This is a genomic window from Martinezella lusitana, from assembly GCF_010668395.1.
GTDB lineage: Bacteria > Pseudomonadota > Alphaproteobacteria > Rhizobiales > Rhizobiaceae > Rhizobium > Rhizobium lusitanum_A.
Map to the genome: position 1 here is coordinate 186,810 of NZ_WUEY01000007.1, position 12,058 is coordinate 198,867.

Here is a 12,058-nt window from a genome sequence, read left to right on the forward strand (position 1 = left end):
AAATTGCAAGACATGAAGAAGATGCCGCTCGAAGTCCGCCTGTCCGCCTTCATGGATGGCGAGATGAGTCGCGAAGAAAAGGAAGAGCTGGAAAAGCTCCTTGCTTCGGACCCGGACGCTCGCCGCATCTTCGATGAGTTGAAACATGGCTCCGACGTCGGCCGCAAGGCGTTCGACGAGGTTCTGAAAGAGCCGGTGCCGCTGGCACTCGTTCGCTCCATTAAGAGCACGCAGCCTCCGAAAACCCGCGACACTTCCCCCCGCCTCGCCCGGCCGTCCCTGAAACTGGCGCCGACAGGCAGGCAGTCGCTGGCAGCAGCCCTCATCCTGTTCGCGCTTGGCGGCGGCATAGGCTATTTCTTCGGCATGCAGCCATCCGATGTCCCGGCGGCTGCACCGGCCAACCCCGCTCAGGCTGCCGCGCGCAGCTGGCTGGATGACATCGCGGCCTATCATCGCGTCTATTCGCGCCAGCCGCGCCACATGGTCGAGATGCAGGCAAGCGAGCTCGACGAGATCTCCAAGTGGCTGGTGAGCACGGTCGGCGTCAAATTCAACTTTCCGGATCTCGCCGCCGAAGGCCTCGTCTTTCAGGGTGGGCGGATGTTCATCGCCGGCGGCAAGCCCGTCGGACAGCTGATCTACAAGAACCTCGATGGCGATGTCGTCGCCATCTGTTTCACCAAGGCCGACGGCACTGCCGACGACGACGATTTCAACGAAACCATCAAGGACGATATCAGCATCGTCTCGTGGCATCGCAACGACGCTGTTTATGCCGTCGTGGGCCCCTCCTCGGATCCAATGCTCGACCAGATCGCCAACAGGGTATCCTCAGAGATCTGATGGAGCTTCCGCTCGTTTTGCAGCTTGCGGCTGCGAGCTGGCCGATGGATAATGATTTGCGGCAATCGCAAGAGTCCAATAGTTTTGCTGGAGTTTCGACATGTCCGACGTTCTGCTGACCCTTCCGGAAATCGACAAGCGTATCGCAGCGATAAGAGAAAACCTTCGTGAATTGATCGAACAGGCAGCCGCCTTTTCCGGCGCAGCCGACGAAGAACGGACATCGGAGCGGATCGCTGATCAGGAAGAGGAACTCGAACGCCTGACAAAGCAGCGCGACGCACTCTCGCAAAAATCGTGAATGCAGAGACGGCGGGTCGTCGATATGGCCAGCTCCATTGCTAGTTGCTGTTCTTCCTTGAGCGGGTCATGAAAATGGCTGACGACATTCGTATTCGATTTGTGGCCCGGGAAGACTATGAGCAGTGGCTGATCCTGTGGGAAGGCTACAACAGGTTTTACGGGCGCTCCGGCGCAACGGCCCTTCCCGACGCCATCACGCAAATGACATGGCAGCGCTTTTTCGATGCCTATGAACCAGTGCATGCCCTCGTCGCCGAAAGGGATGGCCGTCTGCTCGGGCTGGCGCATTATCTCTTTCACCGCAGCACGACAACCATCGAGCCAAGCTGCTATCTGCAGGATCTGTTTACCGACGAGGCCGCGCGCGGAACGGGCGTCGGATCCGCATTGATCGAAAGTGTTTATGCGCAGGCCCGGCAGGCGGGCTCGCATCGCGTCTACTGGCAGACACACGAAACCAACGCAAAGGCGATGCGCGTTTACGACAAGATAGCCGAGCGCTCCGGCTTCGTCGTCTACCGCAAATTACTTTGAGATGACGGCGCTGCCCGCCCCGATACTCGCCACCAGCTGAACAAAAAATCCCCCCGGCGTAACCGAGGGGATTTCCACGAAAAGCTGCGGATTGTTTCGGCCTCAGGCCGCCTTGATATCGAGCACGCGGTTGGCGGCCGACACGATTGCCTCGAGAGACGCGGCGACGATGTTGGTGTTGATGCCGGCGCCGAAGAGCTTGCCGCCCGGATAGGAAATCTCGACATAGGAGATTGCCGCGGCGTTGGAGCCGTGCTGCAGCGAGTGCTCGGAATAGTCCTCGACGGACATCGAAATGCCGAGATAGATCGAGAGCGCGTTGATGAAGCCGTCGATCGGGCCGTTGCCACGGCCCTCGATGCGCTTCACCTCTCCGTTGTCGGTGATCTCTGCGGCGACGATTCGCTGCCCCTTATGCTCGGGATCGGCAAAGGTGTGATGGTCGACGAAGCGAAGCCGCGCGTCCGGCTGCGTCACGTAACGCTCGATGAAATGCTCGTAGATGCGCTTGGACGGCAATTCCTTGCCTTCCTCGTCCGTAATGCGCTGGATCTCCTCGCGGTACTCCACCTGGAGGTTGCGCGGCAGGTTCAAGCCGTAGTCCTGCTGCATGATGTAGGCGATGCCGCCCTTGCCCGACTGCGAGTTGATGCGGATGATCGCCTCATAGGTGCGGCCGACATCCTGCGGGTCGATCGGCAGATAGGGCACTTCCCAGACCGGATCGTTGGCGACCTTGGCCGCCTTCATGCCCTTGTTGATCGCATCCTGATGCGAGCCGGAGAAGGCCGTGTAGACCAGTTCGCCGACATAAGGATGACGTTCGCCGATCGCCATCTGGTTGGAATATTCGAAGACTTCCTTCATGCGCTCGATGTTCGAGCAATCCAGCTCGGGGTCGACCCCTTGCGTGAACATGTTCAGCGCCATGGTGACGACATCGACATTGCCGGTGCGCTCGCCATTGCCGAACAGCGTGCCCTCGACGCGGTCCGCGCCCGCCATCAGGGCCAGTTCGGCAGCGGCGATGCCGGTGCCGCGGTCATTGTGCGGGTGCAGCGAGATGATCAGATTTTCGCGATTGTCGAGGTTGCGGCACATCCATTCGATCTGGTCGGCATAGATGTTCGGCGTTGCCATTTCCACGGTGGACGGCAGGTTGATGATCAGCTTGTTGTCCGGCGTCGGTTTTACGACGTCGATGACCGCGTTGCAGATCTCCAGCGCCACGTCCAGCTCGGTGCCGGTGAAGCTTTCCGGGGAATATTCGAAGCGATAGCCGCCGCCGGCCTTTGCCGCCATGTCGGTAATCATCTTCGCCGCATCGACGGCGATCTGCTTGATACCCTGCACATCCTTGGCAAACACCACGCGGCGCTGCAATTCGCTGGTGGAATTGTAGAAATGCACGATCGGCTTGTTGGCGCCTTCCAGCGCCTCGAAGGTGCGGGTAATCAATTCCGGACGGCACTGGACCAGAACCTGCAGCGACACGTCGGCGGGCACGTTACCCTGTTCGATGCACCAGCGGGCAAAATCGAAGTCGGTCTGCGAAGCGGAGGGGAAGCCGATCTCGATTTCCTTGAAGCCCATATCCAGCAGCAACTGGAACATGCGCGCCTTGCGGTCATGTCCCATAGGATCGACGAGCGCCTGGTTGCCGTCGCGCAGATCGACCGAACACCAGATCGGCGCCTTGGTGATGATCTTGGACGGCCAGGTCCGGTCGGAAATGTTGATTTGGGGATAGGCGCGGTATTTCACCGCTGCGTCGGGCATGCCTTTGGGGGAATGGCTGTTCGCGTCCATGGTCTCGTCTCTTCCTTTCCCGTCATTTTATCCCGCGTCTTAGCCGATCGGATGCGGCTTGGCGATGATAAATGCGGACCCTTTGCGGGTAAGCTGTCGATTTTAGGGTAAGTCGCGAGGAGCGATGGCCAGCGGGCTTTTCGGCCGCCGGGCGCTCCTCAAAGGACCCGGCAACCGCGCGTAAGGCCGAGGAGGAGAAGCGAGGTAAGGGCGCGCGTATTGTCACGCAAGGCAACACGCCCGCGTGCAATCTGTTCGGAAATCTTTGCGCCAGTCAACTTCATGGCCGCGCTTATAGCCGCCCGATCGGAAAGAAGCAACCCCCTGCTCACTTCTTCAGCATCTGCACGCCACGCGACAGCGCCAGCATCAATCCGCCGGCGATCAAGCCCCAGAAGGCGCCTGAAATCCCGCCGAAGGAAACACCCGATGCCGTGACGAGAAAAGTGATGGCCGCAGCCTCGCGCGATTCCGGCTGCTGGAAAGCGTTCAGCGCGGAGTTCGACAGCGCACCGACCAGCGCCAGGCCGGCGACCGCCTCGATGAGAATCGGCGGCGCGAGCGCCACGAAAGCCGTCACGGCACTCGCCAGCAATCCGAGGATGACATAGCCGATGCCGGCAATGATCGCCGCCCAATAGCGCCGCTTGGGATCGGCATGCGCATCCTGCCCGGCGCACATGGCGGCCGTGATGGCGGCGAGATTGACGGCATGACCGCCGAACGGAACGGCAAGCAGCGAAAACACGCCGGTCACGGCAAACAGCGGACCCGGCTTGGGATCGTAGTGATGCACCTTCAGCACGGCGATACCGGGGATGTTCTGCGACGCCATCGTCACGATGAACAGCGGCAGTGCAATGGAAACGATGCCGGCGAGCGTGAAGACCGGCTTGACGAATTCGACCGTCGGCAGCAGCGAGTGCTCGAGCGAGGCAAGCGCGCCGTCCGGTATCTTCACGCCGAACGCCAGAACCAGGGCGAAGGCGGCAAGCGCGGCCGGCACTGCCCAAAGCCGCTTGAACGAGCCGACGACGATCCAGGCGAGGATGATCGGAAGACCGAAGGCCGGATTGAAAGCGATCGCCTTCACGGGGGCGAAGCAAAGGCCGAGCAGGACACCCGCCAGCATGGCATTGGCGAGCGGCGCCGGAATGGCCGCAACGGCACGGCCGAAGGGCCGGAACAGCCCGGCAATGACGATCAATATGCCACAGATGAAGAACGCACCGACCGCCGCCGAAAAGCCGCCGTCTATCGCCCCCGCGCTTGCGAGCAACGCCGCACCCGGCGTCGACCAGGCGATGCTGATGGGAAGCCTCGTCACCACACTGAGAACGATGGCGCATAGGCCCATGGCGACCGAAAGCGCCATCAGGCCGGAGGCCGCCTGCGCATCCGTGGCGCCCACCGCCTGCAGTCCATGGAAGACGACGGCGAAGGAACTGGCAAAGCCGACGAAAGCCGTGAGACATCCCATGAACAGGCTTTGAACGGAGAAATCTTTGAGCATGGCGATGAAGACCCGGACGAAGAACGATTGAGCCCGCATGGAGCATTACAAGCGTCAGGCGTGCAAGTGCAGTTTCCGGGCAAAATGACGGTAAGAATCGAGGTCGCAATCGCTCAATATTTCGGGACTGCGTCAAATCGTGTACAAACGTGCGAATTGACTCTCTTGTTTATGCACGTTAATGAAAATTCATGAACACTTCACTTCCACTCTCCCGTCGGGATGTCATAGAGGCGCGACTCGCAGAAGGACGGCAGATCATCGCTGCCTCGCTTGCGGCGGAGTTCGATGTTTCAGAGGATGCCGTACGCAGGGATCTGCGGGCCCTTGCTGCCGAAGGCAAATGCCGGCGCGTCTACGGCGGCGCGCTGCCGTTGCTGACGCCGTCGCAGCCCATATCCGCGCGGATCGGACAGGAAACCGGTCGCAAGAGAGTATTGGCGCGGGCGGCGGTTGCGATGATCGAGCCTGGAGAATTCCTCTTTCTCGACAGCGGCAGCACCAATCTCGAGATGGTGGACTTGCTGCAGAAGAACCTGGAAGTAACGATCGCGACGAATTCCATCGACATAGCGAGCGCGGTCATGAAGCGCGGCGACATTCCGCTCATCCTGATCGGCGGAGCCGTCAATCCAATCGTCGGCGGCAGTGTCGATGCTTCCGCCGTCGCGGCCATCGAAGCCATGAACATCGACCGCTGCTTCCTGGGTGTCTGCGCCATCTCGGCCGGAGGCGGCATCAGCGTGTACGAACATGCGGATGCGATCTTCAAACGGATGCTCCTCAAAAGAAGCGCGTCGCGCATCGCGTTGATTACGTCGGAGAAATTTCACGAACGCGCGCCGCACCGTATCGGCGCCGCTGCCGACATCGACTGGCTGATCGTCGAAAACGACCTGCCCGAGACTGATGAGACAGCCGCGGTCGAAGCCGGCTTCTCGCTCGTAAAGGCGGGCGACGTCGCCTCCCCCTGATCTCGAAAGACAAGGAATGACCATGCAATCCACCGATCGGCCGGAAACCCGGCTGGCAACACGACTTGCCTTTCTGGTTGCGGGTTTTGCCCTCGCCTGCTGGGCACCGCTGGTTCCTTTCGCCAAAGCTCGTCTCGGGGTCGATGACGGCGTGCTGGGCATCCTGCTGCTTTGCCTGGGCCTGGGCTCGGTGGCGGCGATGCTTGCGACCGGCATGCTGAGCGCGCGCTATGGCAGCAAGCCGATCATCATTGCGGGCGGCCTCGGGCTCGCACTTGTCTTGCCGACGCTGGCTTTGGCCGGCACGCCGTTTACCCTCGGCATTGCGCTGGCGGCTTTCGGCGCCTGCCTCGGATCGCTGGACGTTGCCATGAACATTCATGCCGTCGAAGTCGAGAAAGGTGCGGACAGGCCGCTGATGTCCGGCTTCCACGCCCTGTTCAGCATCGGCGGCTTCGCCGGCTCCCTGCTCGTCACCCTGCTTCTGTCGGTCAAGGCCGGCCCCCTCGTCGCCACGCTGCTATGTTCGGCCGTGATGGTCGTCGCGATGATCGCAGCATGGCCGCGCCTGCTCCGCACCGTCCAATCGGACGACGCGCCGCTCTTCGTCGTCCCTCGCGGCTTCGTTCTGCTGCTTGCAGCCCTTGCGGCCATCACCTTCCTCGTCGAAGGCGCCATCCTCGACTGGAGTGCCCTGCTTCTCACCACCCAGGGCCGGGTCGATGCGAGCCATGGCGGTCTTGGCTACATGCTGTTCGCAATCGCGATGACGGCGGGCCGGCTGGGCGGCGATGCCGTCACCGCAAGGTTCGGAGACAGGGCCATCATGCTGTGGGGTGGTGTCATCGCATTGGCGGGCTTCGCCATCGTGCTGCTCAGCCCCTTCGCGATCCTTGCCATGAGCGGCTTCCTGCTGATCGGGCTCGGCGCCTCAAACATTGTCCCGGTGCTGTTCCGCAAGGGCGGCGCACAGAAAGTCATGCCGGCAGGCCTGGCCGTCGCGGCGATCACCATGACGGGATATGCGGGCGTCCTGGTCGGCCCCGCCGGCGTCGGTTTCGCGGCAGACTATCTCGGCCTGCCCGGCGCCTTCTGGCTGCTCGCCCTGTTGCTTTGCGTCGCACCCCTTTGCGCCGGCATCGTCACCCGCAACCAGGAACAGGGAGAGGCCAATGCGGATCGCTCATACCGCTCTGTGGACGTCTGATATCGATGCCGCGGCGAAATTCTGGGAGAGCTATTTCAGCGCGACCGTCGGTGAGCCGTACGAAAGCAAGCGCCGCCCCGGCTTCGTCTCCCGCTTCGTCCATTTGCCCGAGGGCGGCGACCAGATCGAGCTGATGACCGGCCCATGGCTTTCTCCCGAAGCGCCCGATGAGCGCATCGGCTGGGATCATATAGCGGTATCGCTCGGCAGCAAGGCAGCCGTGGATGCCCTGGCCGAACGATGCGGAGCGGATGGCTGCCTGAAATCCGCTCCCCGCACCACCGGGGATGGCTTCTACGAGGCCGTCATCACCATGCCGGACGGAACGCCGGTCGAGATTACCACGTAGGAAGTCGCGCAAACCGGGCCTGCCCGTCATCGCAAATCTTCCGAGTTCGCTGCTCCCGGAAACGTTGCAAACTCCCGAGTGGCGAAAGCTGGCGACGGATCCTTCCGTCGCCAGCACATTTCCTCCGGCGCGGACCGATCCACATTCCCCAAACGGCAAAGCGCCCCGACTGCCTTCCGGCAAGCGAGGCGCTCAAATCAACCAGGCAAATCCGGTAGAGCGGTTCAGCGATTTCATGGAATCGCGCAGCCGCTCCATCTCTTTGCTTTTACGCAATTCCAGGTCAGATATCCGCCTGCGAGGTCACGATGCGCGAGACCAGCCCGTAAGCCTTGGCTTCCTCGGCGGAGAGCCAGTAGTCGCGATCCGTATCCTTGGCGATCTTTTCGATCGACTGGCCGGTGGCTTCCGCGAAGATCCTGTTCAGGCGCTCGTTCATCTTGATGATCTCGCGTGCCTGGATCTCGATGTCGGAAGCCATGCCGCGCGTGCCGCCGGACGGTTGATGCAGCAGGAAGCGCGTGTTCGGCAGGCAAATGCGGCGCTCCTTCGGAGCGGCGACATAGATCAGCGCACCGGCGGAAGCGACCCAACCCGTGCCGATCACCCAAACCTTCGGCTTGATGAACTTGATCATGTCGTGAATGGAATCGCCGGATTCGACATGGCCGCCGGGCGAGTTCACATAGATGCGGATGTCGTCATCGCTGGCGGCAGCGAGCGCCACGAGCTGCGAGCAGACCTTCTGCGCCAGTTCCTGCGTGATGCCGCCATAAATGAAGATCGAACGCGACTTGAAAAGATTCGCCTCCGCGTCCTTGCCCAAGGGCTGCTCGGTCTTCTTGTCTTCCTGTTCGTCTTCGTCGTTCATTCAACTCTCCAGCATGATGCGTCGTTCACCGCACATAGTGCGACTCAATGCGTAAAACAATGCCGGAAAAAGACAAGGCGGGAATAGCGCTCGGGAACATGGTGTTATGGTTGCGGATTACCGAAATGTAACTTGAATGGCTTTGAAAAACCGAGATTGGATCCTACGTCAGGTCAGCGCGGCAAGGATCGCGCCCCGAATTTACAGCAACAGATAGCCAAGGAGGCCATCATGTCGCCTGAAGAACGTCAATTGCTCTCCTCTCTCTTCGATCGCGTGCGCGGCGCATCCAATACCCAGCGCGACGCCGACGCAGAGAACTTCATCAACCAGTCGATCCGCGACCAGCCTTATGCGCCTTATTTCCTGGCGCAGGCCGTCATCATGCAGGAACAGGGCATGAAGGCCGCGGCCGATCGCATCCAGCAACTCGAGGCGCGCGTGCACGAGCTCGAGCAGCAGGGCGCCGACAGCCATCAGCAGGGTCAGAGCGGCGGTTTCCTAGGCGGAATCGGCTCGCTTTTCGGCGGCGGCCAGCAGCAGCGCGCAGCCGCGCCGCAGGGTGGCTATCCCCAGCAGCAGGGCCGCCTCTATGACGATTATGCCCGCAACGCACCGCAGTCGTCTGGTCCTTGGTCCGGCCAGCCGCAGCCATCCGGCCCATGGAGCCAGCAGGCAGCCGGCCCATCGGCCGGCGGCGGCTTCCTGCGCGGCGCGCTCGGAACGGCAGCCGGCGTCGCCGGCGGCGTGATGCTGGCGGAATCGCTCTCCAGCCTGTTCAGCCCCCATCTGGGCGGCACGGGCGGTGGTCTCTTCGGCGGAAATTCCGGCAGCGGCCTCTTCGGGGGCACGGCGGCCAATGCAGCCGAACAGCCGGTGCAGGAAACGATCATCAACAACAACTATTTCGGCAATGACGACAATAGCGATCAGAATGATCAGAGCGCGGCCGATTACGCCCAGGACGCTGCCCAGGACGCGCAGGATGACGACTATGACGATTCAGCCGACAACGGCGACGATAGCTCGTTTGCCTGAGCCGGCGCGTTGCCAACCTAACAGAAAGCCGCCATCTCGGGATGGCGGCTTTTTTTCATTCAGCCTCGGCCGCGATAGGGTTGCACACCCTGATCCGGCAGCCACACGCCCTCCGGCGGCTTGCCGGTCTGCCAGAAGACATCGATCGGAATGCCGCCGCGCGGATACCAATAGGCGCCGATGCGCAGCCATTTCGGCTGCAGCAGATCCACCAGCCGCTTGGCGATATAGATCGAGCAATCCTCATGGAATGCGCCGTGGTTGCGGAAGGAATGCAGGAAGAGCTTCAGCGACTTCGATTCCACCAGCCATTCGTTCGGAATGTAGTCGATGACGATGTGGGCAAAATCCGGCTGTCCCGTCATCGGGCAAAGCGAGGTGAATTCCGGCGCGGTGAAGCGCACGACATAATCGGTGCCGGCGTGGCCCGACGGCACTTTCTCCAGAACGGCCGCTTCGGGATTTGCGGCCGTTTCCGTGTGGCTGCCGAGCATCGACAGGCCGGACACATCGGTTTGAGGCATCTCAGGTCTCCTTGATCACTTTGACGCGAATGCCATGGGCCTTTTCGCCCTCCGGCTCCACATGAATGGTTATTTCCGAACCCGCATGGATCGCCCGTATGGCGTCTTCAAGGCGGTCGCAGATGCGATGCGCGTCACGCACCGGCATGGCGGCCGGCACCACCATATGGAAATCGACGAAGGTCACGGCCCCGGCCCTGCGCGTCTTCAGGTCGTGAACGCCAAGCGACCCCTCGGCATTCTTGGCGATCGCATCCTTGATGACGGCCTCTTCCTCCGGCAGCACGGCCTTGTCCATCAGCCCGTCGATGGAGGCGGAGATGACCTTCCAGCCCTGATAGAGAATGTTGATGGCGACGAGAATGGCAAGCAGGGGATCGAAGATCGGGTAGCCTGTGGCGAGCGCCAGCAAAAGGCCGATGAGCACGCCGATCGACGTATAGACGTCGGACATGATGTGCTGCCCGTCCGCCGTCAGCGCCGGCGAGCGGTGCGCTTTACCGGCCCGGATTAGCGTCAGCGCCCATAGGCCGTTGATGACGCCCGCGACGAAGTTGATCGCCAGACCGAGTACCGGCGCCTGCATCGGCTGGGGATTGCCGAGATGCCCGACCGCTTCCTGCACGATCATCAGCGCCGCCACGACGATCATCACGCCTTCGGTGACGGCGGACAGATATTCCGCCTTGTGGTGGCCGAAGGGGTGATCGTGATCGGCCGGCTTTTGCGCATATCGGATGACGAAAAAGGCTATGAAGGCGGCGACGACATTGACGATGGATTCAAGCCCATCGGACAAAAGCGCCACCGAGCCTGTCAGCCACCAGGCCAGCATCTTCAGCCCCATGACGCCGAGCGACAGCGGAATGCCCCAGAGGGCAAGCCGCCTGATCGTATCGTTTCCCTGAGCACTCATGCTCTTCTCCACTGTCCCTGCGCCTGCTTATGCGAATGAATTGCAAAAAAGGCGCCGTTGAAATGCAAAACCGCCCGCGCGAAATTCGCGCAGGCGGCTCATTGGCGTCCATATGGGCTAGGACGATATGTTTGTCAAAGGAAGGAGGCGACCAATGCACCACAATTCATCCCTGCAGCGGAAATCACATGGGGCCGATGCCGATCATGGCAGCCTGAACGTGACGGGAACATTTCACTGGCCGGCGCTCCGCGACCATTGGAAGCCGGCCATGAGCTCGCCTGTGGAAAATCTCGCTGGTAATTTTCCCGGCGATCCCGCACTAAGCTGCGCATCAGCCCGATGTGCGATAGTGGGCGACATCGATCCGCCGTTTTATAAAGCCATTGTTGATTATGTCCGTTCTTGACGATCCCACCGGTGCCGGTGTTGCACCTTCCATCGCCGACGCTCCTAGCGGCCTATCGGAGCACCTTGTCGCCGCAGGCGCATTCTCGGAAGGAGAGCGCAACGCCGTCTATCGCGCCATCGAGACGCGGCGGGACGTGCGCGACCAGTTCCGGCCCGATCCCCTGCCCGACGCTCTCGTCAGGCGCTTGCTCGAAGCGGCGCACGCCGCGCCATCGGTCGGGTTCATGCAGCCTTGGAACTTCATCCTCATTCGCCAGGCCGAAACGCGCGAGCGTGTGTGGCGGGCATTTCATCAAGCCAATGAGGAAGCCTGCCGGATGTTCGAGGGCGATCGCCGCGCCCAATATCAGCGGCTGAAGCTCGAGGGCATCCGCAAGGCGCCGCTCAGCATCTGCATCACCTGCGATACCACGCGCGGCGGCCCGGTCGTGCTCGGACGCACGCACAATCCGGCGACGGACGTCTATTCGACCGTCTGCGCCGTCCAGAATCTCTGGCTTGCCGCGCGGGCCGAAGGCGTCGGCGTCGGCTGGGTCAGCATCTTCCACGAGGATGCCATCAAGGCGATTCTCGGCATACCCGAGCACGTCAAGATTGTCGCGTGGCTCTGCGTCGGCTATGTCGACGAGCTTTACGACATGCCGGAACTCGCCGTGAAGGGATGGCGCGAGCGCCTGCCGCTCGACAAGCTTGTTTTCGAAGAGGGCTGGCAGGACTGCGAGGAGATGTAAGGGCCGCCGCCATTCCCGCGAACCTCGACGGC

General features: G+C 61.6%; 14 protein-coding genes. 9 read left to right on the forward strand and 5 right to left on the reverse strand.

Features of this window, described 5'->3' with window-relative positions; translation table 11 throughout:
- Positions 1–21 precede the first annotated feature (21 nt).
- From GR212_RS17935 to GR212_RS17945, 3 genes are all read left to right on the forward strand, one after another.
- On the forward strand, positions 22–846 hold the full coding sequence (locus GR212_RS17935) for an anti-sigma factor (RefSeq protein WP_163988102.1): 825 nt from the start codon (positions 22–24) through the stop codon (positions 844–846).
- 100 nt (positions 847–946) lie between these two features.
- Positions 947–1,147, forward strand: coding sequence for a hypothetical protein (locus GR212_RS17940; protein ID WP_163987931.1), 201 nt, complete (start codon positions 947–949; stop codon positions 1,145–1,147).
- Positions 1,148–1,221: 74 nt separating this feature from the next.
- Positions 1,222–1,683 (forward strand): GNAT family N-acetyltransferase, encoded by a 462-nt coding sequence (locus GR212_RS17945; protein WP_163987932.1) that lies wholly within the window; start codon positions 1,222–1,224, stop codon positions 1,681–1,683.
- 102 nt (positions 1,684–1,785) lie between these two features.
- On the opposite strand, the gene leuA is transcribed toward GR212_RS17945, so the two are convergent.
- Both leuA and GR212_RS17955 read right to left on the reverse strand, forming a co-directional pair.
- Positions 1,786–3,492: a 2-isopropylmalate synthase gene (leuA, locus tag GR212_RS17950; protein WP_163987933.1), complete on the reverse strand. Its 1,707-nt coding sequence runs from the start codon at positions 3,490–3,492 to the stop codon at positions 1,786–1,788.
- A 328-nt stretch (positions 3,493–3,820) separates the two neighbouring features.
- A complete protein-coding gene (locus GR212_RS17955) occupies positions 3,821–5,005 on the reverse strand; it encodes a benzoate/H(+) symporter BenE family transporter (RefSeq protein WP_163988103.1) in 1,185 nt (394 codons plus the stop codon).
- A 191-nt stretch (positions 5,006–5,196) separates the two neighbouring features.
- Between GR212_RS17955 and GR212_RS17960 the strand changes: the two genes are divergently transcribed.
- Genes GR212_RS17960 through GR212_RS17970 form a run of 3 tightly spaced genes read left to right on the forward strand, consistent with a single transcriptional unit; the run spans position 5,197 to position 7,535 of the window.
- Positions 5,197–5,979 carry a DeoR/GlpR family DNA-binding transcription regulator gene (locus GR212_RS17960; RefSeq protein WP_163987934.1) on the forward strand — a complete coding sequence of 261 codons (783 nt, stop codon included), beginning with the start codon at positions 5,197–5,199 and terminating at the stop codon, positions 5,977–5,979.
- A gap of 22 nt (positions 5,980–6,001) precedes the next feature.
- A complete protein-coding gene (locus GR212_RS17965; protein ID WP_163987935.1) occupies positions 6,002–7,186 on the forward strand; it encodes an MFS transporter in 1,185 nt (394 codons plus the stop codon).
- Positions 7,152–7,535, forward strand: coding sequence for a VOC family protein (locus tag GR212_RS17970; protein WP_163987936.1), 384 nt, complete (start codon positions 7,152–7,154; stop codon positions 7,533–7,535). Before GR212_RS17965 ends, GR212_RS17970 begins: the two co-directional genes overlap by 35 nt.
- Positions 7,536–7,818: 283 nt before the next feature.
- Here the strand turns inward: GR212_RS17970 and GR212_RS17975 are convergent, their stop codons facing one another.
- The gene (locus tag GR212_RS17975; RefSeq protein ID WP_163987937.1) at positions 7,819–8,406 is read right to left on the reverse strand and encodes an ATP-dependent Clp protease proteolytic subunit; all 588 of its coding nucleotides are present in this window, start codon (positions 8,404–8,406) and stop codon (positions 7,819–7,821) included.
- A gap of 231 nt (positions 8,407–8,637) precedes the next feature.
- On the opposite strand from GR212_RS17975, the gene GR212_RS17980 reads away from it, so the two are divergent.
- Positions 8,638–9,444, forward strand: coding sequence for a DUF2076 domain-containing protein (locus GR212_RS17980; RefSeq protein ID WP_163987938.1), 807 nt, complete (start codon positions 8,638–8,640; stop codon positions 9,442–9,444).
- A gap of 59 nt (positions 9,445–9,503) precedes the next feature.
- Here the strand turns inward: GR212_RS17980 and queF are convergent, their stop codons facing one another.
- Both queF and GR212_RS17990 read right to left on the reverse strand, forming a co-directional pair.
- A complete protein-coding gene (queF, locus tag GR212_RS17985; protein WP_113502278.1) occupies positions 9,504–9,968 on the reverse strand; it encodes a preQ(1) synthase in 465 nt (154 codons plus the stop codon).
- 1 nt (position 9,969) lies between these two features.
- Complete coding sequence (locus GR212_RS17990) at positions 9,970–10,884, reverse strand: cation diffusion facilitator family transporter (protein ID WP_163987939.1); 915 nt, start codon at positions 10,882–10,884, stop codon at positions 9,970–9,972.
- A 154-nt stretch (positions 10,885–11,038) separates the two neighbouring features.
- On the opposite strand from GR212_RS17990, the gene GR212_RS17995 reads away from it, so the two are divergent.
- Both GR212_RS17995 and bluB read left to right on the forward strand, forming a co-directional pair.
- Positions 11,039–11,293 carry a hypothetical protein gene (locus GR212_RS17995; RefSeq protein ID WP_163987940.1) on the forward strand — a complete coding sequence of 85 codons (255 nt, stop codon included), beginning with the start codon at positions 11,039–11,041 and terminating at the stop codon, positions 11,291–11,293.
- Positions 11,280–12,026 (forward strand): 5,6-dimethylbenzimidazole synthase, encoded by a 747-nt coding sequence (gene bluB, locus GR212_RS18000; RefSeq protein ID WP_204326637.1) that lies wholly within the window; start codon positions 11,280–11,282, stop codon positions 12,024–12,026. The genes GR212_RS17995 and bluB overlap by 14 nt, the downstream gene beginning before the upstream one ends.
- Positions 12,027–12,058 lie beyond the last annotated feature (32 nt).